Genomic DNA, 24,701 nt, shown 5'->3' with positions numbered 1-24,701 from the left:
GGGTGGCGTGCGGGCGCGGGGCCCGCACGCCGGCCCCTGGTGCGGGCCGCCTCAGACGGCGAGCGCCTGGGCGCGGCGCTTCACCTCCGTGCCGCGATTCTCGCTCAGGGCCTGCGCGGGGGTGCCGGGCAGGGTCGGGTCGGGGGTGAAGAGCCACTCGATCATCTCTTCATCGGTGAAGCCGTCGTCCCGCAGGAGCGTCAGGGTCCCGGTCAGGCCCTTGACGATCTTGTCCTCGTCGATGAAGGCGGCGGGGACGTACAGCGCCCTGTTCTCACCTCGGCGTACGGCGATGAGCTGGCCGTCCTTGACCAGCTGCCGCACACGCGTCACCTCGATACCGAACATCTCGGCGATATCGGGCAGGGTGAGCCAGGCGGGGACGAGAGCTTCGATCTTTGCGTCAATCTCGGTCACAGGACAAGCCTGCCATCCCCCACTGACAGTCGGAAGCCAGGTGGGTCCACCTGGGACGATGTGCCGGGGCCGGCCGGCCGCCGCCGACGTGCCCCGAAGGGCGCGGCCGGCTAGTCGGTGCCGGCGTCCTTCAGGGGGCGGCTCGGGTCGGCCAGTGCCCGGACGTCCATGCGCCGGCCCGCCTCGATCAGCCGTCGTCCCTGCGCCAGGTCCCGGGGGCGGCCGACCGCCAGCAGGGCCACCAGCCGGTCCTCGCGCAGCCAGCACACCGTCCAGGCCGGTCCCGCCGGGTCGCCGCGCCAGACCAGGCGGTCGGCGGCGGCGTGGTGGCCGGCGTGCTGCACGAACCGGCCGAACTGCTCGGACCAGAAGTACGGCACCGGGTCGTAGGTCTGCGGGGTGTCGCCGAGGTGGTCGGCGGCGAGGATGTTCGCGGCGACCGTGCGCGGGCCCTGGAGGGCGTTGTCCCAGTGGTGGACGAGCAGCCGTTCGCCGTAGCGGGCCGACGGGAACGAGGCGCAGTCGCCGACGGCGTACACATCCGGCAGGGAGGTGCGCAGGCGGGCGTCGGCGATGATCTCGCCGTGCGCGCCCAGCTCGATGCCGGAGCCGGCCAGCCAGGCGGTGGCGGGGCGGGCGCCGATGCCGACGACGACGGCGCCGGCGGGCAGCCGTGTGCCGTCGGCGAGCAGCACCGCGCCGGGCTCGACGCGCTCCACGCGCGCGTGCGTGCGCAGTTCCACGCCGGCGTCGGCGTACCAGGCGGCCATGGGGGCGGCGACCTCGGCGGGCAGGGCGCCGGCGAGCGGCCGGTCCGCGGCCTCGACGACGGTCACCCCGCAGCCCGCCTCGCGGGCGGCGGTGGCGAACTCGGCGCCGATCCAGCCGGCGCCGACGACCACGACGTCGTGCTGCCGGGCGAGGACGGGCCGCAGCCGTTCGGCGTCGTCCAGGGTGCGCAGCAGGTGTACGCCGGGCAGGTCCTCGGTGCCGGGCAGGGTGACCGGTTCGGCGCCGGTGGCGAGGACCAGGACGTCGTAGGGCACCGGGCCGGTCCCGGTGTCCAGTTCGTGGTCGGCGGGGCGCAGGCCGCGCACCTCGCAGCCGAGGCGCAGCTCGACGCCGAGGGCCTCGAAGTCCACGTCGAAGGCGGATCCCTCGGCCTTGCCGAGCAGGACGGCCTTCGACAGCGGCGGCCGGTCGTAGGGCTGGTGGGCCTCGGCCCCGATGACGGTCACCGTCCCCCGGAAGCCCTGTTCCCGCAGGGCGACCGCGGTCTGGACCCCGGCCATGCCCGCGCCGACGACGACCACGCGGGGTCCTTGCGACGTGCCCTCTTGCGCTGTCTGCTCGCTCACCCGATCACCTTAGTCAGGTGACGTTCCGTCAGTCAGGGGGCGTGCTCGGTGACCTGTTCCACAACGCTGGTGCCGGAGCCCGGCCGGGACTCCCACTCCCAGGCCTCCTCCAGCCGCAGCCGCCCGTCGGGCAGTTCCACGACCGTGGACACGCAGTGCCCGGAGGCGGTCGTCCCGTCGGTCCTCAGCTGCACGTAGCGGAAGTCCAGCCGGTCGCCCTCGCGGGTGCCGACCAGGTGGCCCCGTACGACGTCGCCGCCCGCGTACCCGGCCCAGATCGCGCCGTCGTCCTCGTGGTAGGCGAACCGGGTGCGGGTGCCCACCTGACCTGGGGCCTGGTCCGCCACGGGGGCGAAATGCAGTCCGTCGAGCGAGCGGGACATGGCGGAGGACTCCCTTACGCGTGGTGAGCGGGGCGGGCTAGGGTGGCCACCGTACAAGCACTCGCGGGAGCCCGGACGCACCGGGCTGAGAGGGAGGCTGGCGGCCTCCGACCGTACGAACCTGATCCGGGTCATGCCGGCGAAGGGAGGGGCTGGACGCCCATGTCGTCACGTACGTCCGACGTCCTCGTCATCGGGGGCGGGATCATCGGCCTGGTCACGGCCTGGCGGGCCGCGCAACGCGGTCTGGCCACGGCCGTGGTGGACCCCGAGCCGGGTGGCGGGGCCGCCCGGGTCGCGGCCGGGATGCTGGCCGCGGTCACCGAACTGCACTACGGCGAGGAGACGCTGCTCGCCCTCAACCTGGAGTCGGCCCGCCGCTACCCCGAGTTCGTGGCCGAGCTGTCCGAGCTGACCGGCCACGACCCCGGTTACCGCCGCTGCGGCACCCTCGCCGTCGCGCTCAACGCCGACGACCGCGCGCACCTGCGGGACCTGCACTCCTTGCAGCAGCGATCGGGGCTCGCCTCCGAGTGGCTGTCCGGGCGGGAGTGCCGCCGCCTGGAGCCGATGCTGGCGCCCGGGGTGCGCGGCGGCCTGCGGGTCGACGGCGACCACCAGGTCGACCCGCGGCGGCTGTCGGCGGCCCTGATGGCGGCGTGCGAGCGGGCCGGCGTGGTGTTCCACCGCGCGTGGACCGAGCGGCTGGACGTCGCGGGGGGCCGGGCCACCGGGGTCACCACGGCCGACGGGACCGGGCTGAGCGCAGGTCAGGTGGTGCTCGCGGCCGGGAGCCTGAGCGGGCGGCTCGCGGGCCTGCCGGAGGAGCTGCGTCCCCCGGTCCGGCCGGTCAAGGGGCAGGTGCTGCGGCTGACCGTGCCGCGCCGGTTCGCGCCGTTCCTGAGCCGTACGGTGCGGGCGGTGGTCCGCGGCAGCCAGGTCTACCTGGTGCCCCGGGAGAACGGCGAGCTGGTCGTCGGCGCCACCAGCGAGGAGCAGGGCTGGGACACGACGGTCACGGCCGGCGGCGTGTACGAGCTGCTGCGCGACGCCCACGAGCTGGTGCCCGGCATCACCGAGCTGCCGCTCACCGAGACCCGGGCCGGGCTGCGGCCCGCCTCCCCCGACAACGCGCCGCTGCTCGGCCCGTCCGGCCTGGACGGGCTGCTGCTGGCCACCGGGCACCACCGCAACGGGGTGCTGCTCACGCCGGTCACCGGGGACGTGCTGGCGCACACCCTGGTCACCGGGACCCTTCCTCCGGAGGCACGTCCGTTCACCCCGCGGCGGTTCGGCGCCGCACCCGTGGAACAGCTGGAGCAGCCCGCATGAACGTTTCCGTCACCATCTCCGTCAACGGCGAACCCCGCCGCATCGTCGCGGGCACCGCGCTGGACGCCCTGGTGGGGTCCCTCACCGCGGCGCCGCGCGGGGTGGCCGCCGCCGTCAACGAGACCGTCGTCCCGCGCGCACGGTGGGCGGCGACCGCCCTCGCCGAGGGCGACCGCGTCGAGGTCCTCACCGCCGTGCAGGGAGGCTGAGTCATGGCCGACGATCCCCTGGTCCTCGGTGGGCTGACCCTCTCCTCCCGGCTGATCATGGGCACGGGAGGGGCGCCCAGTCTGGACGTGCTGGAGCGCTCGCTCATCGCCTCCGGCACGGAGCTGACCACGGTCGCGATGCGCCGGGTGGACCTCGGCGTGCACGGCTCGGTGCTGTCCGTGCTGGAGCGGCTCGGCATCCGGGTGCTGCCGAACACGGCGGGCTGTTTCACCGCCGGCGAGGCCGTGCTGACCGCCCGGCTGGCCCGGGAGGCGCTGGGCACGGACCTGATCAAGCTGGAGGTCATCGCCGACGAGCGGACGCTGCTGCCGGACCCGGTGGAGACGCTGGACGCCGCGGAGACGCTGGTCGACGAGGGGTTCACGGTGCTGCCGTACACCAACGACGACCCCGTCCTCGCGCGGAAGCTGGAGGACGCCGGCTGTGCGGCGGTGATGCCGCTGGGCTCGCCGATCGGGTCCGGTCTCGGTATCCGCAACCCGCACAACTTCCAGCTGATCGTGGAGCACGCGCGCGTGCCGGTGATCCTGGACGCGGGGGCCGGTACGGCGTCCGACGCGGCCCTCGCGATGGAGCTGGGCTGTGCCGGGGTGATGCTGGCGTCCGCGGTGACGCGGGCGCAGGAGCCGGAGCTGATGGCCGCGGCCATGAGGCACGCCGTGGAGGCGGGGCGGCTGGCCCGGCGGGCCGGGCGGATCCCGCGGCGCCACTTCGCGCAGGCCTCCTCCCCGGCCGCGGGCCTCGCCCGCCTGGACCCGGAACGGCCCGCCTTCTAGGCGCGCCCTCCAGGCCCTTGCGCACGGAGCGGGGGCCGGCTCCGGCCGGCCCTCGCCTCCCGCCGGGCTCCGCGTCCGTGACGGTCACAGCTCTGCTGCATTCCGCCGCCTGGGGCACCGTGGCCGGCGGTGGTGTCGGTGGGTCCTCGTAGACTCCCCTGCGTGGATACGACCCTTCAGGACCCCCTCGTCGGTCAGCTGCTCGACGGCCGCTACCGCGTCGACGCGCGGGTCGCGGCCGGCGGTATGGCCACGGTCTACCGGGCCCTGGACACCCGCCTGGACCGCGTCCTCGCGCTGAAGGTGATGCACCCGGCGCTCGCGGCCGACGGGTCCTTCGTCGAGCGGTTCATCCGGGAGGCGAAGTCCGTCGCCCGGCTCGACCACCCCAACGTGGTGCAGGTCTTCGACCAGGGCACCGACGGGTCGTACGTGTACCTGGCGATGGAGTACGTCGCCGGGTGCACCCTGCGGGACGTGCTGCGCGAGCGGGGCGCCGTGCAGCCGCGGGCCGCCCTGGACGTCCTGGAGCCGGTGCTGGCCGCGCTGGGCGCCGCCCACCGGGCCGGGTTCGTGCACCGGGACATGAAGCCGGAGAACGTGCTCATAGGGGACGACGGCCGGGTCAAGGTGGCCGACTTCGGGCTGGTGCGCTCCGTGGACACGGTGACCAGCACGACGGGCGCCGTCCTCGGGACCGTCTCCTATCTCGCCCCCGAGCAGATCGAGCAGGGCACCGCGGACCCGCGCGTCGACGTGTACGCGTGCGGTGTGGTCCTGTACGAGATGCTGACCGGCGGCAAGCCGCACGCCGGTGAATCCCCGGCCCAGGTGCTCTACCGGCACATCCACGAGGACGTACCGCCGCCCTCGGCGCTCGTGCCCGGGCTGCCGTACCAGCTGGACGAGCTGGTGGCGTCGGCCACCGCGCGCACCCCGGACCTCCGGCCGCACGACGCCGTGGCGCTGCTCCTCCAGGTGCGCGGGGCCCGCGAGGGGCTGACCGACGAGCAGCTGGACGCGCTGCCGCCGCAGGCGCTGACCGCGGAGCACGACAACGCCGGTGACCGCACGAGCGTGATCCCGCGCTCGCTGACCGTGCCCCGGCCGCGGCCCGTCGACGGCGACGCCCCCGCGGACGTCACCGACCGCACCGCCCGCTTCGCGAGCCCGCCGCCGCCTCCTGAGCGGCGGCGCCCGGCGCGGCCCAGGCGCACGGTGCTGGCGGTCGTCGCGGCGGTACTGGTGGTGTTCGGCGTGGGCGCCGGGGTCTGGTACATCAACTCCGGCCAGTTCACCGAGGTCCCGCCGCTGCTGGCGAAGACGGAGGCGCAGGCGAGGGCGCGGCTGAAGGAGGCCGGGCTCGACGTCGGGCAGGTCAAACACGCCTACAGCGACACGATCAGGCGCGGCACGGTCATCAGCAGCGACCCCGCGGTCGGCGGCCGGATCCGGGACCACGACGCGGTGACCCTGACCGTGTCGCTGGGCCCGAAGACGGTGAAGGTGCCCGACGTGGCGGGCCGGCCGCTGGCGAAGGCGCAGGCGCGGCTGAAGGCGGACGGCCTGGAGCCGGGCATGGTCACGCGCGCGTTCAGCGACGACGTGCCCAAGGGCTCGGTGATCGGTACGACCCCGGACGCGGGCACCGAGCGGCACGCCGGGTCGGCGATCGCGCTGACCGTCAGCAAGGGCAGCCCCATCGACGTGCCGGACGTCACCGGCGAGGACGTGGACAGCGCGAAGCAGGAGCTGACGGACGCGGGGCTGACCGTGCGGATCGCCACCGGGCGGGTCAACTCCTCGTACGACAAGGGCGAGGTGGCCGCCCAGAGCCCCCGGGACGGCAGGAAGGCCGCCGAGGGCGACACGGTCACGCTGACGCTGTCCAGGGGCCCGGAGATGGTCAAGGTCCCGGACGTGGTCGGGGACAGTGTGGACGACGCGCACCGGCGGCTGGAGGCGGCCGGCTTCGAGGTCGACGACGACCGCGGGCTGCTCGGACTGTTCGGCGACACCGTGAAGAAGCAGTCGGTGGCCGGCGGCGACAGGGCGCCCAAGGGAGCGACGATCACGATCACCATCCGGTGAGCGGTGTCACCGCGGACCGCGGTCCGGGCGCCGGGCCGGGCATGACACCCTGAACGGGTGAGTCCCGATCCGTCGCCCCTCCGCCCCCGCAACCCGGTCGGCAGCCATGTGCCCGTGGCCGGCGGCCTGCACTCCGTGGGCCTGTCGTACGCCCGTGAGCTGAAGGCCGAGACCGTGCAGGTCTTCGTCGCCAACCCGCGCGGCTGGGCCACGCCCGCCGGGAACCCGCGGCAGGACGAGGCGTTCCGCGCGGCGTGCGCCGAGGAGTCGGTACCGGCGTACGTCCACGCCCCCTACCTGATCAACTTCGGCTCGCACACCGAGGCGACCGTGGAGGGGTCGGTACGGTCGCTGCGGCACTCGCTGCGGCGCGGGCGGGAGATCGGCGCGCTGGGCGTGGTCGTGCACACCGGGAGCGCGACCGGCGGACGGGCGCGGGAGGTGGCCCTGAAGCAGGTGCGGGAGCATCTGCTGCCGCTGCTGGACGAGCTGACCCACGACGACGACCCGTTCCTGCTGCTGGAGTCGACCGCCGGGCAGGGCGCCTCGCTGTGCTCGCGGACCTGGGACTTCGGGCCGTACTTCGACGCGCTGGACGCGCATCCGAAGCTGGGCGTGTGCCTGGACACCTGCCACATCTTCGCCGCCGGGCACGACCTGGCCGGGCCGGACGGCATGCACCGCACCCTGGACCTGCTGGTGGACACGGTCGGTGAGGGCCGGCTGAAGCTGATCCACGCGAACGACTCCAAGGACGTGGCGGGCGCGCACAAGGACCGGCACGAGAACATCGGCGCCGGCCACATCGGCGAGGAGCCCTTCCGCGCCCTGATGACCCATCCGGCGACGGCGGGCGTCCCGCTGGTCATCGAGACGCCGGGCGGCCGGGAGGGCAACGCGGCGGACGTGGAGCGGCTGAAGAAGCTCCGGGATTCCTGACCCGTTCAGGAATACCCCCTAGGGGTATCTGGTTCTCACGGACGACAGGAACCGTCACTCGGCTCGGGGGAAACCATGGACCAGACCCACACCGGCCACGAACACCAGCACCACGGGCACACCGGCACCTCGGCCACCTGGTCGACGGCCGTGAGGGCCACGCTGCACTGCCTGACCGGCTGCGCGATCGGCGAGGTGCTCGGCATGGTCGTGGGCACCGCGTTCGGCTGGGGCAACCTGCCGACCACGCTGCTGGCGATCGTCCTGGCCTTCTTCTTCGGCTACTCGCTGACCCTGCGCGGGGTCCTGCGCGCCGGGGTGGACCTTCGTACGGCCGTCCGGGTGGCGCTGGCCGCCGACACCCTGTCCATCGCCGTGATGGAGCTGATCGACAACGGTGTGATCGTGGTCTGGCCGTCCGCGATGGACGCGACGCTCGGCGATCCGCTGTTCTGGATCTCCCTCGCGGTCTCGCTCACGCTCGCCTTCGTCGTGACCACGCCGGTCAACAGGTGGACGATCGGGCGGGGCAAGGGGCACGCGGTGGTGCACCAGTACCATCACTGACCCCTGGGGGGCCGGGGGTCACAGCTCGGGGCCGTCGCCGGGCTCCTCCTGGTAGGAGTAGCGCTGCTCCTTCCAGGGGTCCCCGATGTTGTGGTACCCGCGCTCCTCCCAGAAGCCGCGCCGGTCGGCCGTCATGTACTCAACGCCCCGGACCCACTTGGGCCCCTTCCAGGCGTACAGGTGCGGCACGATCAGGCGGACCGGGAAGCCGTGCTCGGCGGTGAGGAGCTCGCCGTCCTTGTGGGTGGCGAAGATCGCGCGGTCGGAGGCGAAGTCCGCGAGGCGCAGGTTCGAGCTGAAGCCGTACTCCGCCCAGACCATCACATGGGTGACGTCCGGGGCCGGCGGCGCGAGCTCCAGGATCGTGCGGGCGGGGACGCCGCCCCACTCCGCACCGGGCATGCTGAACTTCGTCACGCAGTGCAGGTCGGCGACCACGGTGGTGTACGGAAGCGCCGTGAACTCCTCGTGGTCCCAGGTGTGCTTGTCACCGTCGGCGGTGGCACCGAAGATCCGGAACTCCCAGCGCTCCGGCCGGAACTTGGGCACCGGACCGTAGTGCGTGACCGGCCAGCCGCGCTGGAGCCGCTGACCCGGCGGAAGCTCGGACCCCGCCGCCGCCCCAGACTCTCGCTCGACCGGATGACCCATGTATCCATCCTGACAGACCTCGGGCAATGCCCTTGACCACCCGCGCACGAGCCGGACAATTGCCGACAACTCAGTACGTACTCACTAAGTACGCACTTACTGGACGATCATCGCCGCCGGTGCAATCATGCCGCCGCACACCTCCCCCGTTCCCCGTGTGGAAGGAGCCGCTGCGATGCAGGGCGACCCCGAGGTCATCGAGTTCCTCAACGAGCAGCTCACCGGCGAGCTGACCGCCATCAACCAGTACTTCCTGCACGCGAAGATGCAGGAGAACTTCGGCTGGACCAAGCTCGCCAAGTACACGCGGCACGAGTCGTTCGACGAGATGAAGCACGCCGAGGTGCTCACCGACCGGATCCTGTTCCTGGAGGGGCTGCCCAACTACCAGCGGTTGTTCCACGTCCGGGTGGGGCAGACGGTCCGGGAGATGTTCGAGGCCGACCGGCAGGTAGAGGTGGAGGCGATCGACCGCCTCAGGCGGGGCATCCGGGTGATGCGCGAGAAGGGTGACATCACGTCCGCGAACATCTTCGAGGACATCCTCGCCGACGAGGAGCAGCACATCGACTACCTGGACACCCAGCTGGAACTGCTGGAGAAACTCGGCGAGGCCCTCTACATCGCCCAGGTGATCGAGCAGCCGGAGAGCTGAACCGCGTCGCGGCTACGCGGCGTCCGCGACCTCCGCCAGGGCGGGCAGGCCCCGGCCGGCCGGCTCGGTGCGCGGGGCGGCGCCCCGGCCGAGAAGGGCCTGGATGCGGCGGACACAGGAACCGCAGTCGGTGCCGGCCTTGCAGGCGGAGGCGACCTGACGCGGGGTGCAGGCGCCGTTCGCCGCGTGCCGCTCGACCTGGGCCTCGGTGATGCCGAAGCAACTGCACACGTACACGCGGTTCACCTCCCGACGGGGTCGCTGTCCTCCTGCCATCCCGTTCCCGGTGAGGCAAACCTAACCTTACCCACACCCGCGGGACTCGCAAAAGAGCGGGGGGCGCGGATCGCATGTGATCCGCGCCCCAGGAGGCCGGTGCTCCCCGGTCAGTGCTCCCCGGTCACTGGTCCCGGTACATCTCGGCCACCAGGAACGCCAGGTCCAGCGACTGGCTGCGGTTCAGCCGCGGGTCGCAGGCCGTCTCGTAGCGCTGGTGCAGGTCGTCGACGAAGATCTCGTCGCCGCCGCCCACGCACTCGGTGACGTCGTCGCCGGTCAGCTCCACATGGATGCCGCCCGGGTGGGTGCCGAGCGCCTTGTGGACCTCGAAGAAGCCCTTGACCTCGTCGAGCACGTCGTCGAAGCGGCGGGTCTTGTGCCCGGAGGCCGCCTCGAAGGTGTTGCCGTGCATCGGGTCGGTCACCCAGGCCACCGTCGCACCGGACGCCGTGACCTTCTCCACCAGCTCGGGGAGCCGGTCGCGGATCTTGTCGGCGCCCATACGGACGATGAAGGTCAGCCGGCCCGGCTCCCGCTCGGGGTCGAGGCGGTCGATGTACCGCAGCGCCTCCTCGGCCGTGGTGGTGGGGCCGAGCTTGATGCCGATCGGGTTGCGGATCTGCGAGGCGAACTCGATATGCGCGCCGTCCAGCTGCCGGGTGCGCTCACCGATCCACACCATGTGCGCGGAGACGTCGTACAGCTTGCCGGTGCGGGAGTCGATGCGGGTCAGGGCGGACTCGTAGTCCAGCAGCAGGGCCTCGTGCGAGGAGAAGAACTCGACGGTCTTGAACTCCTCCGGGTCCGTACCGCAGGCCCGCATGAAGTTCAGCGCGTTGTCGATCTCCCGCGCGAGCTGCTCGTAGCGCTGGCCCGACGGCGAGGTCCGCACGAAGTCCTGGTTCCAGGCGTGCACCTGGCGCAGGTCGGCGTAACCGCCGGTGGTGAAGGCGCGGACCAGGTTCAGCGTGGAGGCCGAGGCGTTGTACATGCGCTTCAGCCGCTCGGGGTCCGGGATACGGGACTCGGGGGTGAAGTCGAAGCCGTTGACGGAGTCGCCCCGGTACACCGGCAGGGTGACGCCGTCGCGGGTCTCGGTGGGCTTCGAACGGGGCTTGGAGTACTGCCCCGCGATACGGCCGACCTTCACCACCGGCACGGAGGCCGCGTAGGTGAGGACGGCACCCATCTGGAGCAGCGTCTTCAGCTTGTTGCGGATGTGGTCGGCCGACACCCCGTCGAAGGCCTCGGCGCAGTCGCCGCCCTGGAGGAGGAACGCCTCTCCCTTGGCGACGGCCGCCATCCGGGCGCGCAGCTGGTCGCACTCGCCCGCGAAGACGAGCGGCGGATACGACTCGAGGTCCGCGATCGCTGCGCGCAGGGCCTCGGCGTCGGGGTACTCGGGCTGCTGCGCCGCGGGCAGGTCTCGCCAGGTGTTGCCAGCGCTCGGGCTGGTCTTAGCGTTCACGGTCACCCCATAAACACTACGGGGTCGTGTCGAATGATTTTGCTCCGGCTCGAAGAATGAGACGCAGAGATTACCCCCTGGACACCGTGGGGGTGAGGTAGGGTTTTTCGCATGTTCGCGCCGTCGATCCAGAACTGGTGGTGGACCGCTTCTCCGGCGGCCCGCTGATCGCGCGTACCCACACTTCGCGAAGGCCGCCCGAGGGGCGGCCTTCGGCGTTCCCGGGGCCGTTCCTCTCCGTCACACGATCGAGAAGGAAGCCGACCCGTGCGTCTGAAGGACCTGCTCCGCGACCCCCGCCCCTTCGCCCTGCTCCGCCGCCGCACCCCCGGCCGTGACGAGCGGACCGTGGAGGTGCTGCTCGGGCCGGTGACCCGCCGCGAGCGGCTCGCCGACCTGCCGGACGAGGGGCTCGCCCTCGTGCCCTTCGGGCAGATCCGCGAGCGCGGCTTCGACGTCCGCGACGACGGCACCCCGCTGCTCGTCCTCACCCCCGAGGAGACGCACACCCTGCCCCTGGACGAGGTCCTCGCGCAGCTGCCCGCGCACGACGTGCGGGTCGAGGACGGCGGATTCGACGTGCCCGACGAGGAGTACGCGCGGATCGTCGGCCGAGTGCTGCGCGAGGAGATCGGCCGGGGCGAGGGCGCGAACTTCGTGATCCGGCGCACGTACGAGGGCCGGATCCCCGGCTTCGGCCGCGCCGACGCGCTCGCGCTGTTCCGGCGGCTGCTCGCGGGCGAACGCGGCGCGTACTGGACGTTCGTCGTGCACACCGGGCCGGAGGCGGGCGGGCGGACGCTGGTCGGCGCCAGCCCGGAGGTGCACGTCCGGATGTCCGGGGGGACGGTCGTGATGAACCCGATCAGCGGGACGTACCGCTATCCCGCCGGGGGCCCCACGCCGGAGCACCTGCTCTCCTTCCTCGCCGACCGCAAGGAGACCGAGGAACTGTCGATGGTCGTCGACGAGGAACTGAAGATGATGTGCACCGTCGGCGACATGGGCGGGGTCGTCGTCGGCCCGCGGCTGAAGGAGATGGCCCACCTGGCGCACACCGAGTACGAGCTGCGCGGCAGGTCGTCCCTGGACGCGCGGGACGTGCTGCGGGAGACCATGTTCGCGGCGACCGTCACCGGCTCGCCGGTGCAGAACGCCTGCCGGGTGATCGAGCGGTACGAGCCCCTCGGGCCGGACGGCACGGGCCGCGGGTACTACGCCGGTGCGCTGGCGCTGCTCGGCCGGGACTCCGGGGGCGCCCAGACCCTCGACTCCCCCATCCTGATCCGCACCGCCGACATCGGCGCCGACGGCCGGGTGCGCGTCCCGGTCGGGGCCACGCTGGTGCGCGGCTCGGACCCGGCCGGCGAGGTCGCGGAGACCCACGCCAAGGCCGCGGGCGTGCTGGCCGCCCTCGGGGTCCGGCCGGCCCCGCCGCGTACGGAGCCCGGGCGGCCCCGGCTGGCCGACGACCCGCGGGTGCGGGCGGCGCTGGACGGGCGGCGGGCCGCGCTCGCCCCGTTCTGGCTGCGGATGCAGGACCGCGCCCCGGAGCCGACCGGGCACGCCCTCGTGGTCGACGGCGAGGACACGTTCACCGCGATGCTGGCGCACGTGCTGCGCTCGGGCGGCCTCGGGGTGAGTGTGCGGCGCTACGACGAGCCGGGGCTGCGGGCGGCCGTGCTCGCGCACGGGGGACCGGTGGTGCTCGGCCCCGGCCCCGGCGACCCCCGTGACGCGGCCGACCCGAAGATGCGGTTCCTGCGGACGCTCGCCGCCGACGTGCTGCGGACGCACCGGCACGGGGTGCTGGGCGTCTGCCTGGGCCATGAGCTGATCGCCGCCGAGCTGGGCCTGGAACTGGTCCGCAAGGAGGTGCCCCACCAGGGGGCGCAGACGGTGATCGATCTGTTCGGGCGGCCGGAGACCGCCGGTTTCTACAACAGTTTCGCCGCCCGCTGCGACGACGCGGCGGCCCGCGGGCTGGCCGCTCGCGGCGTCGAGGTGAGCCGGGCGGCGAACGGCGAGGTGCACGCGCTGCGGGGGCCCGGGTTCGCCGGGGTCCAGTTCCACCCGGAGTCGGTCCTCACCCTGAACGGCGCGGCGGTCGTCCATGAGCTGCTCGACGGGCTCCGCGGGGCGCGCGTGACGCCGTAACGCGCGCGGGACGGCGTGGGCCCGGCGGGTCCGGGGACCGTACGGGGTTCCCGGGCCCGCCCGTGCCTCAGCCGAAGAACACGCCGACCTCCCGGTACAGCTCCGGGTCCACCGTCTTCAGCCTGGCCGTCGCCTCGGCGAGGGGGACGCGGACGATGTCGGTGGCGCGCAGAGCGACCATCGTGCCGAAGTCGCCGTCGTGGACGCAGTCGACGGCGTGCAGCCCGAAGCGGGTGGCGAGCCAGCGGTCGTAGGCGCTGGGGGTGCCGCCGCGCTGGACGTGCCCGAGGACCGTGGTGCGGGCCTCCTTGCCGGTACGGCGCTCGATCTCCTTGGCCAGCCACTCGCCCACCCCGGACAGCCGGACGTGCCCGAAGGAGTCCAGCGACCCGTCCTTGAGCACCATGGCGCCGTCCTTGGGCATGGCGCCCTCGGCGACGACGACGATCGGCGCGTACGACGCCCGGAAGCGGGAGGTCACCCAGCCGCAGACCTGCTCGATGTCGAAGCGCTGCTCGGGGATGAGGATGACGTTGGCACCGCCGGCCAGGCCCGAGTGCAGGGCGATCCAGCCGGCGTGCCGGCCCATCACCTCCACCACCAGGACCCGCATGTGGGACTCGGCGGTGGTGTGCAGCCGGTCGATGGCCTCGGTGGCGATGTTGACGGCGGTGTCGAAACCGAAGGTGTAGTCGGTGGCGGACAGGTCGTTGTCTATCGTCTTGGGCACTCCGACGCAGGGCACCCCGTACCCGTCGGACAGTTGCGCGGCGACGCCCAGGGTGTCCTCGCCGCCGATCACGACGAGGGCCTGGACGTCCAGTGCGGCCAGGTTGTCCTTGATCCGGCGGATGCCGTTCTCCTCCTTGAGGGGGTTGGTCCGCGACGAGCCGAGGATGGTGCCGCCGCGGGGCAGGATGCCGCGCACCGCGGGGATGCCGAGGGGCACGGTGGAGCCTTCGAGGGGGCCGCGCCAGCCGTCCCGGAAGCCGACGAAGTCATAGCCGTACTCCTGCACGCCCTTGCGGACGATGCCCCGGATGACGGCGTTGAGCCCGGGGCAGTCGCCGCCTCCGGTCAGTACTCCGACCCGCATGGGGAAGTCCCTTCTCCGCGGTTGCCTGACGACCGGTCACGCTAATGGTGAGTCAGGTCACACGGGAGGGGCGGGGACGAGTCATTCCGGCGCACGGCCCGGCGCGCGCTACGCGTCGTCGAGCCCGCGCTCGATCGCGTACCGCACCAGCTCCACCCGGTTGTGCAGCTGGAGCTTGGCCAGGGTGTTCTGGACGTGGTTCTGCACCGTGCGGTGGGAGATGACGAGGCGTTCGGCGATCTGCTTGTAGCTCAGGCCCTTCGCCACCAGCCGCAGCACCTCCGTCTCCCGGTCCGTCAGCCGCGGCGCGCCCGGCTCACCGGCGTCCGGGGCGGGCGCGGGCTCGGCGGCCAGCCGCCGGTACTCCCCGAGGACCAGACCGGCGAGGCCCGGCGTGAACACCGGGTCGCCGGCGGCGGTACGGCGCACCGCGTCCAGCAGTTCCTCGGTGGAGGCGGACTTCAGCAGGTAGCCGGTCGCACCGGACTTCACGGCCTCCAGCACGTCCGCGTGCTCGCCGCTCGCGGAGAGCACGAGGACCCGCAACGCCGGGTCGTGGGCGACCAGTTCCCTGCACACCTGGACACCGGGCTTGGCGGGCAGGTTGAGGTCCAGTACCAGGACGTCGGGAGCGGTGGCCCTGGCACGGCGGACCGCCTGCTCGCCGTCGCCGGCGGTGGCGACCACCTCCAGGCCGGACTCGGCCAGATCCCGGGCGACCGCGTCCCGCCACATCGGATGGTCGTCCACCACCATGACCCTGACCGGATCCCGCTGCTCCGTCATCGCTGCTCCGCCTTCTTCCCCCGCGCCCGCACGGCGCCCTTCGGTACCTTCAGTTCCACTTCCGTGCCCTGTCCCGGGACGGAGACGACCTCGGCGCTGCCGCCGAGGTCGCGCAGCCGGCCCCGGATCGACAGGGCCACCCCGAGCCGCCCCTCGCCCTCGGCCTGGGCGAGCCGGCCCGCGGGGATACCGGGGCCGTCGTCCCGGACGGTGACGACGACCTCGCCCGGCTCGTCCTCCACCAGGATCCAGGCCCGCGCCTCCTGCCCGGCGTGCCGGCGCACGTTGTCCAGGGCGGCCCCGACGGCGGCGGCCACCTCCCGGGCCACGGCCGGCGGCAGCGGCACCGGGGCGCCGGGCTCGGCGAGGGCGACCCGGGCGCAGGCGTACTGGGCGAGCAGGCAGCGCAGGTCGACCGGGCCGGCCGGGCCGGCCGGGCCGGCCGGGCCGTCCTCGTCCGCCACCTCGACGGCACGGACGACGGCTCCGGCCGCCGCGTCCCGCGACACCCGCGACACGGGCACCAGACCGCCCGACACCAACGTGCGCAGCGCCACCTCCTGCTCCCCGGCCAGCCGGCCCAGCTCGGCCGCCTCACCTCCCAGGGCGGTGCCGCGCCGCTTCACCATCGCCAGCACCTGGAGCACGCCGTCGTGGATGTCCCGGGCCAGCCGTTCCCGCTCCCGGGTCGCGGCCTCGATCTCCAGGGCGCGGGCGAGGGTGCGTTCGGAGGCGCGGGCCACCTCCACCACGTAGCCGATCGCGATGGAGGCGACCCAGACGAGGATCACGTTGTGCACGGTGTCCCGGGCGGGGTGGCCGCGCTCGGCCAGGTTGGCGGCGGCCACGGCCGTGGACGCGACGGCCGCCCAGCGCCAGCCGCCCTTGATGGCGAAGGCCAGCACCGCGCCGGCCGTCCATATCGACGGCAGGGTGGGGCCGCCGCCCACGATCCGCTCGTGGCTGTCGGCGAGCGGGGTGAGCAGGATGCCGGCGAGGGCGACGGCCAGGTCGGCGGCCAGGAAGCCCCGGGTGCAGCTCGCCGCGTTCGCCACCCTGGGCAGGGTGGCGAGGGTCCACACCACCAGGACGGCGTAGTAGCCGACGGCGATCCAGGGCCGGACGAAGTGGCCGTACGCGGTGGCGCACAGGCCGATGGCGTACAGCGTGGTCAGGACGCGGTAGCCGGCGAGCGCGCGCCACAGCGGCAGCTCGACCGACATCCGTACGACGCGCTCACGCTTGGGCATGTCCCCCGGTCCCCCCGATGTCCCCCCGGCTCCCGGACCCCCCGCCCAGGAACCGCCCGGCTACTTCTCGGCCGTCTCGGCCCTCTCGGCCGTCTCCGTCTTCTCCGCCTTCTCCCTGGCCGCCTTCGCCGCCTTCGCCGCCTCCGCGATCTGCCGTTTGGCGGCGGTGGCGTACATGTCGACGTACTCCTGGCCGGAGAGCTTCATGATCTCGTACATGACCTCGTCGGTCAGCGCGCGCAGCACGAACCGGTCGTGTTCCATGCCCTGGTAGCGGCTGAAGTTCATGGGCTTGCCGATGCGGATGCCTGGCCGCATCAGCTTCGGCACGACCTTGCCGGGCGGCTGGATCTTCTCGGTGTCGATCATGGCGACCGGGATGACCGGCGCACCCGTGGCGAGCGCCACGCGCGCGAGGCCGCCGGGCTTGCCCCGGTACAGCCGCCCGTCGGGCGAACGGGTGCCCTCGGGGTAGATGCCGAACAGCTCGCCGCGCTCCAGGACCTCTATGCCGCTCCTGATCGCCGCCTCGCCGGCACCGCGCGACCCGGAGCGGTCCACCGGGAGCTGGCCCACGCCCTTGAAGAAGGCCGCGGTGAGACGGCCCTTCACGCCCGGGGTGGTGAAGTACTCGGCCTTGGCGATGAAGGTGACCTTGCGGTCCAGCACGGCCGGCAGGAAGAACGAGTCCGAGAAGGACAGGTGGTTGCTGGCCAGGATGGCGGGACCCTCGGCCGGAATGTTCTCCATGCCTTCCACCCAGGGCCTGAAGGCGACCTTCAGCGGGCCTCCGATGGCGACCTTCATCGTGCCGTACAACACCCGTGTGCCTCCCGTTTCCGTCGAACAGACCATAACCCGGGGGACCGTCAATGGGCCCGACGACCCTGGTCGGTGTCAGTGCGGTCGCGTACGGTGAAGCACATGCCAGTTCTCCCCGGAGCCGAGCCGTACCGCCACCAGGGCGGGGAGGTGGGGGTTCTCCTCTGCCACGGCTTCACCGGCTCACCCCAGTCGCTGCGCCCGTGGGCGGAGCACCACGCGGCCCATGGCCTGACCGTTTCCCTTCCGCTGCTGCCCGGCCATGGCACCCGCTGGGAGGACATGCAGCTCACGGGCTGGCAGGACTGGTACGCGGAGGTGGACCGCGAACTGCGCGTCCTCACCGAACGCTGCTCCCGGGTGTTCGTCGCCGGCCTCTCGATGGGCGGTGCGCTGGCCCTCCGGCTCGCCGCGCGGCACGGCGAGCGGGTCACGGGCGTGGTGGTCGTCAACCCCGCGAACAAGGTGCACGGCCTGTCCGCGTACGCCCTTCCGGTGGCCCGGCACCTCGTGCGGACGACGAAGGGCATCGCCAGCGACATCGCGAAGGAGGGCGCGGCCGAGCTGGGGTACGACCGGGTGCCGCTGCACGCGGCGCACTCGCTGCGGGGCTTCCTGCGCCGGCTGGACGGCGAGCTGCCACAGGTCACCCAGCCGTTGCTGCTGCTGCGCAGCGCCCGGGACCATGTCGTGCCGGCGGCGGACCCGGCCCGGGTGCTGAGCCGGGTGTCGTCCACGGACGTGACGGAGAGCGTGCTGGAACACAGCTACCACGTCGCGACGTTGGACCTGGACGCGGACCGGATCTTCGAGGAGAGCCTCGCTTTCATCGGCCGGCTCGCACCCGGTGTCGGCAAGGAAGGGACGGCCGCAGTTGGCTGAGCACGACTCCGGCCGGGAGGACCGGGAGCCGGACGAGCAGGGCGTGCCCTTCGACGAGGACGCCGCCTGGCGGGCCATCGTCGCCGGGTACGGCCAGGAGCCGCCGGATCCGCCCGGCGCGCGCCCTTTCAAGGCTGTGGAGGACCTCGCGTTGCTGGAGAAGAACAGCGGACCGGACACCGCGGGGAACGCCGGGACGGACGCGGGCCCGAACACCGGAACGGACACCGGTACGGACACCGCCGAGGACGGCGACGACGCGGGCCGGCGGCCCGCCCGGCCGCTGGGCGGCTCGGTCTCCTTCGCGGTCGGGGTCGGCCCGCGGGACCACACACACGCCGAGCCGTCCGACGACGACTTCGACGAGGACGACGAGGGCCACTTCGTGCCGCCGGAGCCGCCGCCGCTGCCGGCCGCCGACACCACCTCCCGGTTCGCCTGGCTGGGTGTCGTCGGCGGCCCGGTACTGCTCCTGCTGGCGGTGCTGCTCGGCTGGGACATGACGTGGTGGCTGGCGACCCTCGGCATCGGCGGCTTCCTCGGCGGCTTCGCGACGCTGGTGACGCGGATGCGGACGGACGACGACGAGGAGGACGGCCCCGGGCGCGGGGCCGTGGTCTGACACCGGCGCGGGTCCCGCCTCAGGCGGCCGGGACCCGCAGCGCGGCCAGCACCGGGAGATGATCGGTGGCCGCGGTGAGGTCGGCGTGCGTGACGCCCGGCTGGTCCAGCGGGACGCCGCAGCCGAGCACCTCGATGCCTCCGGTCGCGAAGACCGCGTCGATGCGCTGCCGGGGATCGGTTGGGGTGGAGGTGAACTCGCCGCCCCAGGGCGCCGCGGCACGGCAGTCCTGGAGGCGGGCGGCGAGACGGCGGAAGGTGTCGCCGTCGGGGCGCTCGTTGAGGTCACCGCCCGCGACGGCGTGTTCCACACCGAGCCCGTCGAGACGTTCCAGCAGCTGGGCGCCCTGGTCGCGGCGCTCCTTCCGGTTCAGGCTGAGGTGGCAGCTGATCACGCCGAGACGGACGCCGCCGAACCGGACCACCGCCGTGGCGAGACCGCGGCGGTGCAGGCCGGGGGTGAGCGGGAGCAGGACGTCCTCCGTGCGCTCCACCGTGGCCCGCAGCGTGCACAGGACCGCCGGCCCCGCGGCCGTGGCACCACCGGTCAGGACGACCTGGCCGGAGGCCGCGGCGAGCCGGGCGAGCTTCTTGCGCCAGCGGAAGAAGCGGGGGGCCTCCTGCACCAGGACCAGGTCGGGGGCGCAGGCGGTGATGACACGGGCGAGCGCGTCCGTGTCGTCGCGCATCGACCGGATGTTGTAGCTCAGGACCCGGATGACCGCGGAACCATCGGGCTCCGTGCGCGAGTTGGGAAGCAGCGGAGTTGCCATGCCGTCAATTTACGCCGCATGGGGGGCGTGGGCCGCCTGTGGCTCGGGGCGCCGCGCGCCGCATGCGCGCGAAGCGCGCGGATCGGCTCTGAGTTCCGGGGCCGGACTCCGGGACGGGTCCGAGCGCGAGCCCTCGGGCGAGGCTGAGGTGCCGGGCCGGGAGCGGACCCAAACCCGGGACCGAGCGCTGAACTCCGGTGCAGGCCGAGCGCGAGACTCGGGTGAGGGCCAGGCGCCAGGCCGGGGCGGGGCCAAACACAAGGCCCGGACGCCAACGCAGGTGCCAGAACCGGGCGCGAACCCTGGGCGAGTTCCAGGCGCCAGGCCGGGGCGGGGCCAAAACACAAGGCCGCGCCAACGCAGGTGCCGGAACCGGACGCGAACCCCTGGCAAGCCCCAGGCGCCAGGCCGGGAGCGGGTCCGGGCGGGAAACCCGGGCGCCGCGCCGGGAGCAGGTCCGGACGCAAGGCCCGGGCGCCAACACAGGTGTCTCAGGCCCGAGCGCGAACCCCTGGCGAGCCCCAGGCGCCGACGCAGGTGCCCTGCCCTGCGCCAGGCCTGCGAGCGGGGCCAAACACAAGGCCCGGGCGGCAACACAGGTGCCGGAACCGGGTGCGACCCCTGGGCGAGGCCCAGCGCCACGCCGGGAGCGGGTCCGGACGCGAGACCCGGCGGGAGACCCGGGCGCGAGACCCGGGCGCCAGGCCGGGAAAGGAGGCCGGGTGTGAGGCCCCGGTGCCCAACACCGGCGGCAGGGGCCCGCGGGCCCCGGGGCCCCGGCTGGGGTCGGGCGGTGTTCGGCCGGGTCGGCGCCCGCGCTCCCAGGTTGGGCGCGCGGGCGCCGTGGCTCGTGCGGAGGGGGTGTTACATGATCGGGTCGGGCTCGCGGGCCAGGTCGGCCGCGCCGACCATGCCGGCCTTGTTGCCGAGCTGAGCCGCGATCACGTCGGCCACCGGGCGCCAGTTGCCGCCGACCAGCCAGCGCTTGTACGACTTGCGGATCGGGTCGAGGACCAGGTCACCCTCGTCGGAGAGGCCGCCGCCGACGATGAAGGCGGAGGGGTCGAAGAGGGAGGCCAGGTCGGCGAGGCCGGCGCCGGCCCAGCGGGCCAGCTCGCGGTAGGAGTCCACGGCCACCGGGCAGCCCTGCCGGGCGGCCATGGAGATGTGCTTGCCCTCGATGCCGTCGGGGGTGCCGTCGCCGAGCGACAGCAGCACCTCGGCACGCTCGGGAGTGGCGTTGGCGCGCTGCTTGGCGTAGCGGACCAGGGCGCGGCCGGAGGCGTACTGCTCCCAGCAGCCCTGCGAGCCGCAGCCGCACAGCAGGCCGTCCGGGACCATCCGGATGTGGCCGAACTCGGCGGCCACGCCGAAGTGGCCGCGGCGCAGCTTGTTGCCGATGATGATGCCGCCGCCGAGGCCGGTGCCGAGCGTGATGCAGATGACGTTGCGGTGGCCCTTGCCGGCCCCGAACCTGTACTCGCCCCAGGCGGCGGCGTTGGCGTCGTTCTCGACCACGACGGGCAGGCCGGTGCGGGCCTCGACCTTCTCCTTGAGCGGCTCGTTGCGCCAGTCGATGTTGGGCGCGAAGTACACCGTGGAACGCTGCCGGTTGACGTATCCGGCCGCGCCGATGCCCACACCGACGATGTCGTGCCCGGCGCGCGCACCCTCCACCGCCGAGGCGATGGCGTCCACGATGGCCTCGGGCGTGGTGGGGGTCGGCACCTTGAAGGTCGAGAGGATGTTGCCTTCCTCGTCGACCACGCCGGCCGCGATCTTCGTGCCGCCGATGTCGACGCCGATGGTGAGTCCCATGAATCCCTCAGTTCCGGTCGAGCCCCGCTACGGCCAACCGTACCCGAGGCCCTGCCGTGGCAGGGCTTCAGTCCAGGTCGATGCGTTCTCCCGGACCGGTGCCCTCGTCCCCGTCGGACCGGCCCGGCCGGCCGGGCCCGTCGGGCCCGTCGGGCCCGTCGTCGGCCCGGCCGGCCGAGCGGGCGGTCCAGCGGCGCTCCTGGGCCTGGACGGCCGAGCGGTAGGCGGCGAGCAGCTCACCGCCGGCCGCGGCGAGATGGTCGAACACGTCCGGGTTGCGCTCCACGACGGGTTCGACGGCGGCCTTCGCCTGCTCGACGACCTGCCGCACGACCTGCTGCGCGGCGGGTCCGGCGAGGGGGCCGAGTAGGGGTGAACGCATCCCGGACAGCTTGTCGGCGACCGTGTCCACGAGCTTCCTCAGCTCCTCGGCCGCGGAGCCCGGCGGCGGGCCGTGTCCGGTGTGGCGGCGGGCCTTCTCGGCGGCGAGGTCCTCGGCACAGGCCGTGGCCCACGCGTCGGCGTCGGTCGCCCGCGGCTCGTCCGGTTCGGGTGCGGGGCGCTCTTCGCTCATGGCGGACTCCTGACGACGGTTCGCCCTTACGACGTTACCCGAACGGACGTGCCCCGTTCACCGTCCGGCGGCGGGCCACAGGCCGGGATCGGGGGCGAACCGGATGCGCAGCTCGCCCTCGCGGAGCGCGGCCCCGGCGACGGTGCAGCGGCGCAGGGCGGACGGCAGCGCCACGATCCGGCGGAACGGGCCCGCGGTGATCAGCAGTTCGTCGCCGCGCCGGACCAGGTCCAGTTCCTCCCGTATCGCGCCGGGCAGCGGGAGGTGCCAGACCAGTACGCCGTCCTCGGCGGTCCGGTCGGTGACGGGCCACTCGACCGGGGTGGGCGCCGGGTTGACGCCGGGTACGGCGAGGGCCTCCAGGTCGTCGGTGCCGTGCGGGTCGCGTCCGAGGTGGGGCACGGGGTGGACGTCGTACGGCTCCTCCCGCCAGCCGTCGAGGGTCTTGCGCTGCTGGGCGAGGAGCCCGGCGAGCCAGTCGCCGCCGGCCTCGGGCAGGACCCGGTTGGCGATCAGGGCCTCGGTGCGCAGGCCGCGCAGCGCGAGGCCGAGGCATGCGGCGCGGACGGCGTCGGCGCCGGCCGGGCCGGGTTCGGCGACCAGGCGTACGGCGGTGTTCCGGTCGGCGAGCACGGCCTGCACGGCGGCGAGTTCGACGTCCCAGCGCGCCGCCGTCTCGTACAGCCACTCGGCGGGCATGGGGATGCCGGCCAGCCGGCCGAGGACCGGGCGCAGGGCGCGGGCGGCCTGCCGCTCGGGCGGCAGCAGGCGGCGCAGGTAGCGGCGCAGTTCCTCGGGCAGGGCGAGCAGGGCGAGGGCCTGCGGGAGGGGCGGGAGGTCGACGACGAGGAGGTCGTAGCGCTCGGAGAGGGCCGCGTCCCGCAGGGCGCGCAGGAAGGACAGTTCCTCGGCGCCCGGCAGCGGGGTGACCTCCTCGGCGTCCAGGCGGGCGGCGCCGAGGAGGTCGAGCACGTTCGCGGCGCGGGTCTGGAAGGCGGTGAGGTCCTCGCGGAAGCGGGCGGACGCGTCGGGACGCCAGGCGGTGAGGCGCTCGGCGGCCCCGGCGGGGACCGGTCCTGTCGCGGCGCCCAGTGCCGTGCCCGGGGTGTCGGTGCGGTCGGCACTCAGCAGGAGGGTGCGGTGCCCCTCGCGGGCGGCGGTGAGCGCGGTGGCGGCGGCGATCGTCGTACGGCCGCTGCCGCCGGGGCCCGTGATCAGGAGGGTGCGCATGGAGGTGAACGCTACCGTCGTGCGCGCGGCGGGCGCCGGGGTGTCTACGCGTCCCCGGACTCGACGCGCTTCTTCAGTCCCGCGAGCGCGCGGTCGATGATGACCTTCTCGGCCTTGCGCTTGATCATGCCCAGCATGGGGATCTTCACGTCGACCGTCAGCCGGTAGGTGACCTCGGTGGCGCCCGCGCCGGCCGGCTTCAGCAGGTAGGAGCCGTCCAGGGAGCGGAGCATCTGGGACTTGACGAGGGTCCAGGAGACCTCGTGGTCACCCGTCCAGGTGTAGGCGAGGGTCTGGTCGTCCTTGATGGCGCCGGCGTCCATGACGAGGCGGACCCGCTCGGCGCGGCCCTGCCCGTCGGTCGCGAGGACCTCCGCCTCCTTCACCTCGCCGGTCCAGTCCGGGTAGCGCCCGAAGTCGGCGATCACCGCCATGACGTCGGCCGGGGCCGCCTCGATCGTGATGCTCGAACTGGTGTGTTCCGCCATCGTCGTGGCTCCTTGCGGATGCGGGCCGTGTGGAGAGGTGTACGTGCGCCTGACTGCGCACGTGTGTGCAGCGTGAAGGCTACCGCGCCACCGCCCCGCCGCCGTCACCCCGCCTGCGTGGCCTCACCATTCGAGCGCCCAGGGCGTGCCGGTGCCGGCGAAGTGCCCCACGTTGACGCACTCGGTGGCGCCGATCCGCATGCGGGGGGCCAGCGGCTGGTGCACGTGTCCGAACAGCGCGTACCGCGGCCGGGTGCGGCGGATGGCGTCCAGCAGGGCGCGGCTGCCCCGCTCGAAGCGGCGCGCGACGGTGTCGTAGACCAGCTCGGGCACCTCCGGCGGGATGTGGGTGCACAGGACATCGACCTCGCCGACCGCCTCGATCTTGGCGGCGTACTCCTCGTCGCCGATCTCGTAGGGCGTGCGCATCGGGGTACGCAGGCCGCCGCCGACGAAGCCGAAGGTCCGGCCGCCGATCTCGACGCGTTCCCCGTCGAGGACCGTGGTGCCGGGCCGGGCGTACTCCGGCCACAGGGCCGGCATGTCGACGTTGCCGTAGGTGGCGTAGGTCGGGGTGGGGAACGCGGCGAACAGTTCCGCGTACTGCTTGCGCACCGCGCGCTCGATGGCGGCGGCCCGGTCGGTGCCGATGCCGCTCCACAGCCGGGCGCCGAAGGCGCGGGCCTCCTCGAAGCGGCGGGCGGTGCGCAGCTCGACGATGCGGTCGGCGTTCTCCGTGCCGAACAGGTCGGGGAAGATGCCGCGGGAGTGGTCGGCGTAGTCGAGGAAGAGGACGAGGTCGCCCAGGCAGATCAGGGCGTCGGCACCCTCGCCGGCCCGGGCAAGGTCACGGGCGTTGCCGTGGACGTCGCTGACCACGTGGACGCGGGTCCGCCGGCTGCCGGTGCGTGTGGATGCCATGGCGATCAAGCGTAGGCGGAGCGCCGCACTTGTGAACAGTGCCGGTCAGGGGCTCGGTTACTCGCCGGTCGGATCGGCCGTCGACTAATGTGCGCGAAGGAACGCCCCCGTGTGTGACGCAGCGAACATCTGCCCT

Annotated in this window: 27 protein-coding genes and 1 riboswitch; of the genes, 11 read left to right on the top strand and 16 right to left on the bottom strand. The window is 73.4% G+C overall.

The annotated features are described in order from the left end of the window. Positions 1-51: 51 nt before the first annotated feature. The 3 genes from ABZ117_RS14690 to ABZ117_RS14680 form a co-directional block, all read right to left on the bottom strand. A complete protein-coding gene (locus ABZ117_RS14690; protein ID WP_356820699.1) occupies positions 52-417 on the bottom strand; it encodes an Rv2175c family DNA-binding protein in 366 nt (121 codons plus the stop codon). 110 nt (positions 418-527) lie between these two features. Beyond that, the gene (locus ABZ117_RS14685) at positions 528-1,775 is read right to left on the bottom strand and encodes an FAD-dependent oxidoreductase (RefSeq protein ID WP_356820697.1); all 1,248 of its coding nucleotides are present in this window, start codon (positions 1,773-1,775) and stop codon (positions 528-530) included. A 32-nt stretch (positions 1,776-1,807) separates the two neighbouring features. Further along, entirely contained in the window at positions 1,808-2,158 is a 351-nt protein-coding gene (locus ABZ117_RS14680; RefSeq protein WP_356820695.1) for a hypothetical protein, read from the bottom strand. A 53-nt stretch (positions 2,159-2,211) separates the two neighbouring features. Then, positions 2,212-2,323, top strand: a riboswitch (TPP riboswitch). Here ABZ117_RS14680 and thiO point away from each other — a divergent pair. The 6 genes from thiO to ABZ117_RS14650 all read left to right on the top strand — a co-directional run bounded on the left by thiO (position 2,321) and on the right by ABZ117_RS14650 (position 8,094). Further along, on the top strand, positions 2,321-3,490 hold the full coding sequence (thiO, locus tag ABZ117_RS14675) for a glycine oxidase ThiO (RefSeq protein WP_356820693.1): 1,170 nt from the start codon (positions 2,321-2,323) through the stop codon (positions 3,488-3,490). (Overlaps the previous riboswitch by 3 nt.) Then, the gene (gene thiS / locus ABZ117_RS14670) at positions 3,487-3,699 is read left to right on the top strand and encodes a sulfur carrier protein ThiS (protein WP_356820691.1); all 213 of its coding nucleotides are present in this window, start codon (positions 3,487-3,489) and stop codon (positions 3,697-3,699) included. The genes thiO and thiS overlap by 4 nt, the downstream gene beginning before the upstream one ends. Positions 3,700-3,702: 3 nt before the next feature. Then, positions 3,703-4,497: a thiazole synthase gene (locus ABZ117_RS14665; protein WP_356820690.1), complete on the top strand. Its 795-nt coding sequence runs from the start codon at positions 3,703-3,705 to the stop codon at positions 4,495-4,497. 162 nt (positions 4,498-4,659) lie between these two features. Further along, positions 4,660-6,588: a Stk1 family PASTA domain-containing Ser/Thr kinase gene (gene pknB / locus ABZ117_RS14660; RefSeq protein ID WP_356820688.1), complete on the top strand. Its 1,929-nt coding sequence runs from the start codon at positions 4,660-4,662 to the stop codon at positions 6,586-6,588. 57 nt (positions 6,589-6,645) lie between these two features. Then, on the top strand, positions 6,646-7,527 hold the full coding sequence (locus ABZ117_RS14655; protein WP_356820686.1) for a deoxyribonuclease IV: 882 nt from the start codon (positions 6,646-6,648) through the stop codon (positions 7,525-7,527). Positions 7,528-7,602: 75 nt separating this feature from the next. After that, positions 7,603-8,094 carry a DUF4396 domain-containing protein gene (locus ABZ117_RS14650; protein WP_356820684.1) on the top strand — a complete coding sequence of 164 codons (492 nt, stop codon included), beginning with the start codon at positions 7,603-7,605 and terminating at the stop codon, positions 8,092-8,094. A gap of 18 nt (positions 8,095-8,112) precedes the next feature. On the opposite strand, the gene ABZ117_RS14645 is transcribed toward ABZ117_RS14650, so the two are convergent. Further along, positions 8,113-8,745 carry a sulfite oxidase-like oxidoreductase gene (locus ABZ117_RS14645; RefSeq protein ID WP_356820682.1) on the bottom strand — a complete coding sequence of 211 codons (633 nt, stop codon included), beginning with the start codon at positions 8,743-8,745 and terminating at the stop codon, positions 8,113-8,115. 175 nt (positions 8,746-8,920) lie between these two features. On the opposite strand from ABZ117_RS14645, the gene bfr reads away from it, so the two are divergent. Beyond that, positions 8,921-9,400, top strand: coding sequence for a bacterioferritin (gene bfr, locus ABZ117_RS14640; protein WP_356820680.1), 480 nt, complete (start codon positions 8,921-8,923; stop codon positions 9,398-9,400). Between the two features lie 12 nt (positions 9,401-9,412). Here the strand turns inward: bfr and ABZ117_RS14635 are convergent, their stop codons facing one another. Then, positions 9,413-9,646, bottom strand: a complete 234-nt coding sequence (locus ABZ117_RS14635) for a (2Fe-2S)-binding protein (protein ID WP_356820678.1) — start codon at positions 9,644-9,646, stop codon at positions 9,413-9,415. Between the two features lie 154 nt (positions 9,647-9,800). Continuing rightward, positions 9,801-11,153, bottom strand: coding sequence for a class II 3-deoxy-7-phosphoheptulonate synthase (locus tag ABZ117_RS14630; RefSeq protein ID WP_356820676.1), 1,353 nt, complete (start codon positions 11,151-11,153; stop codon positions 9,801-9,803). Positions 11,154-11,258: 105 nt separating this feature from the next. On the opposite strand from ABZ117_RS14630, the gene ABZ117_RS14625 reads away from it, so the two are divergent. Further along, a complete protein-coding gene (locus ABZ117_RS14625; protein WP_121791294.1) occupies positions 11,259-11,315 on the top strand; it encodes a trp operon leader peptide in 57 nt (18 codons plus the stop codon). A 99-nt stretch (positions 11,316-11,414) separates the two neighbouring features. Further along, the gene (locus ABZ117_RS14620; RefSeq protein ID WP_356820674.1) at positions 11,415-13,304 is read left to right on the top strand and encodes an anthranilate synthase family protein; all 1,890 of its coding nucleotides are present in this window, start codon (positions 11,415-11,417) and stop codon (positions 13,302-13,304) included. Positions 13,305-13,371: 67 nt separating this feature from the next. Here the strand turns inward: ABZ117_RS14620 and ABZ117_RS14615 are convergent, their stop codons facing one another. The 4 genes from ABZ117_RS14615 to ABZ117_RS14600 all read right to left on the bottom strand — a co-directional run bounded on the left by ABZ117_RS14615 (position 13,372) and on the right by ABZ117_RS14600 (position 17,255). Continuing rightward, positions 13,372-14,400, bottom strand: a complete 1,029-nt coding sequence (locus ABZ117_RS14615; RefSeq protein ID WP_356820672.1) for a 6-phosphofructokinase — start codon at positions 14,398-14,400, stop codon at positions 13,372-13,374. Positions 14,401-14,508: 108 nt separating this feature from the next. Further along, positions 14,509-15,186 (bottom strand): response regulator transcription factor, encoded by a 678-nt coding sequence (locus tag ABZ117_RS14610; RefSeq protein WP_356820670.1) that lies wholly within the window; start codon positions 15,184-15,186, stop codon positions 14,509-14,511. Then, positions 15,183-16,436, bottom strand: a complete 1,254-nt coding sequence (locus tag ABZ117_RS14605; RefSeq protein ID WP_356820668.1) for a DUF5931 domain-containing protein — start codon at positions 16,434-16,436, stop codon at positions 15,183-15,185. The genes ABZ117_RS14610 and ABZ117_RS14605 overlap by 4 nt, the downstream gene beginning before the upstream one ends. A gap of 60 nt (positions 16,437-16,496) precedes the next feature. Further along, entirely contained in the window at positions 16,497-17,255 is a 759-nt protein-coding gene (locus tag ABZ117_RS14600; RefSeq protein ID WP_356820980.1) for a lysophospholipid acyltransferase family protein, read from the bottom strand. A gap of 105 nt (positions 17,256-17,360) precedes the next feature. On the opposite strand from ABZ117_RS14600, the gene ABZ117_RS14595 reads away from it, so the two are divergent. Together ABZ117_RS14595 and ABZ117_RS14590 are read left to right on the top strand one after the other, a co-directional pair. Further along, positions 17,361-18,140: an alpha/beta fold hydrolase gene (locus ABZ117_RS14595; RefSeq protein WP_356820667.1), complete on the top strand. Its 780-nt coding sequence runs from the start codon at positions 17,361-17,363 to the stop codon at positions 18,138-18,140. Further along, entirely contained in the window at positions 18,133-18,762 is a 630-nt protein-coding gene (locus ABZ117_RS14590; RefSeq protein ID WP_356820665.1) for a hypothetical protein, read from the top strand. Before ABZ117_RS14595 ends, ABZ117_RS14590 begins: the two co-directional genes overlap by 8 nt. 19 nt (positions 18,763-18,781) lie before the next feature. Here ABZ117_RS14590 and ABZ117_RS14585 read toward each other — a convergent pair whose 3' ends face one another. The 6 genes from ABZ117_RS14585 to ABZ117_RS14560 all read right to left on the bottom strand — a co-directional run bounded on the left by ABZ117_RS14585 (position 18,782) and on the right by ABZ117_RS14560 (position 24,523). Continuing rightward, entirely contained in the window at positions 18,782-19,534 is a 753-nt protein-coding gene (locus tag ABZ117_RS14585; protein WP_356820664.1) for an endonuclease/exonuclease/phosphatase family protein, read from the bottom strand. An 864-nt stretch (positions 19,535-20,398) separates the two neighbouring features. After that, positions 20,399-21,352 (bottom strand): ROK family glucokinase, encoded by a 954-nt coding sequence (locus ABZ117_RS14580; protein WP_356820662.1) that lies wholly within the window; start codon positions 21,350-21,352, stop codon positions 20,399-20,401. Positions 21,353-21,419: 67 nt separating this feature from the next. Continuing rightward, the gene (locus ABZ117_RS14575) at positions 21,420-21,926 is read right to left on the bottom strand and encodes a DUF5304 domain-containing protein (RefSeq protein ID WP_356820660.1); all 507 of its coding nucleotides are present in this window, start codon (positions 21,924-21,926) and stop codon (positions 21,420-21,422) included. Between the two features lie 57 nt (positions 21,927-21,983). Beyond that, positions 21,984-23,156, bottom strand: coding sequence for an ArsA-related P-loop ATPase (locus ABZ117_RS14570; protein WP_356820658.1), 1,173 nt, complete (start codon positions 23,154-23,156; stop codon positions 21,984-21,986). A gap of 44 nt (positions 23,157-23,200) precedes the next feature. After that, entirely contained in the window at positions 23,201-23,644 is a 444-nt protein-coding gene (locus ABZ117_RS14565) for an SRPBCC family protein (RefSeq protein ID WP_356820656.1), read from the bottom strand. A gap of 123 nt (positions 23,645-23,767) precedes the next feature. After that, positions 23,768-24,523, bottom strand: coding sequence for a metallophosphoesterase (locus ABZ117_RS14560; protein WP_356820978.1), 756 nt, complete (start codon positions 24,521-24,523; stop codon positions 23,768-23,770). Positions 24,524-24,701: the final 178 nt, after the last annotated feature.

This window comes from Streptomyces sp. NPDC006309 (assembly GCF_040613095.1).
Classification (GTDB): Bacteria; Actinomycetota; Actinomycetes; order Streptomycetales; family Streptomycetaceae; genus Streptomyces.
The sequence above is the reverse complement of the archived record's forward strand: the minus strand, read 5'-3'. Positions and strand labels throughout refer to the sequence as shown.

Coding starts and splice junctions, on each gene's coding strand:
- ABZ117_RS14680 (WP_356820695.1), bottom strand. CDS start 2,158: ATGTCCCGCTCGCTCGACGGACTGCATTTCGCCCCCGTGGCGGACCAG.
- thiO (WP_356820693.1), top strand. CDS start 2,321: ATGTCGTCACGTACGTCCGACGTCCTCGTCATCGGGGGCGGGATCATC.
- thiS (WP_356820691.1), top strand. CDS start 3,487: ATGAACGTTTCCGTCACCATCTCCGTCAACGGCGAACCCCGCCGCATC.
- ABZ117_RS14665 (WP_356820690.1), top strand. CDS start 3,703: ATGGCCGACGATCCCCTGGTCCTCGGTGGGCTGACCCTCTCCTCCCGG.
- ABZ117_RS14650 (WP_356820684.1), top strand. CDS start 7,603: ATGGACCAGACCCACACCGGCCACGAACACCAGCACCACGGGCACACC.
- ABZ117_RS14645 (WP_356820682.1), bottom strand. CDS start 8,745: ATGGGTCATCCGGTCGAGCGAGAGTCTGGGGCGGCGGCGGGGTCCGAG.
- bfr (WP_356820680.1), top strand. CDS start 8,921: ATGCAGGGCGACCCCGAGGTCATCGAGTTCCTCAACGAGCAGCTCACC.
- ABZ117_RS14615 (WP_356820672.1), bottom strand. CDS start 14,400: ATGCGGGTCGGAGTACTGACCGGAGGCGGCGACTGCCCCGGGCTCAAC.
- ABZ117_RS14610 (WP_356820670.1), bottom strand. CDS start 15,186: ATGACGGAGCAGCGGGATCCGGTCAGGGTCATGGTGGTGGACGACCAT.
- ABZ117_RS14605 (WP_356820668.1), bottom strand. CDS start 16,436: ATGCCCAAGCGTGAGCGCGTCGTACGGATGTCGGTCGAGCTGCCGCTG.
- ABZ117_RS14595 (WP_356820667.1), top strand. CDS start 17,361: ATGCCAGTTCTCCCCGGAGCCGAGCCGTACCGCCACCAGGGCGGGGAG.
- ABZ117_RS14585 (WP_356820664.1), bottom strand. CDS start 19,534: ATGGCAACTCCGCTGCTTCCCAACTCGCGCACGGAGCCCGATGGTTCC.
- ABZ117_RS14580 (WP_356820662.1), bottom strand. CDS start 21,352: ATGGGACTCACCATCGGCGTCGACATCGGCGGCACGAAGATCGCGGCC.
- ABZ117_RS14575 (WP_356820660.1), bottom strand. CDS start 21,926: ATGAGCGAAGAGCGCCCCGCACCCGAACCGGACGAGCCGCGGGCGACC.
- ABZ117_RS14570 (WP_356820658.1), bottom strand. CDS start 23,156: ATGCGCACCCTCCTGATCACGGGCCCCGGCGGCAGCGGCCGTACGACG.
- ABZ117_RS14565 (WP_356820656.1), bottom strand. CDS start 23,644: ATGGCGGAACACACCAGTTCGAGCATCACGATCGAGGCGGCCCCGGCC.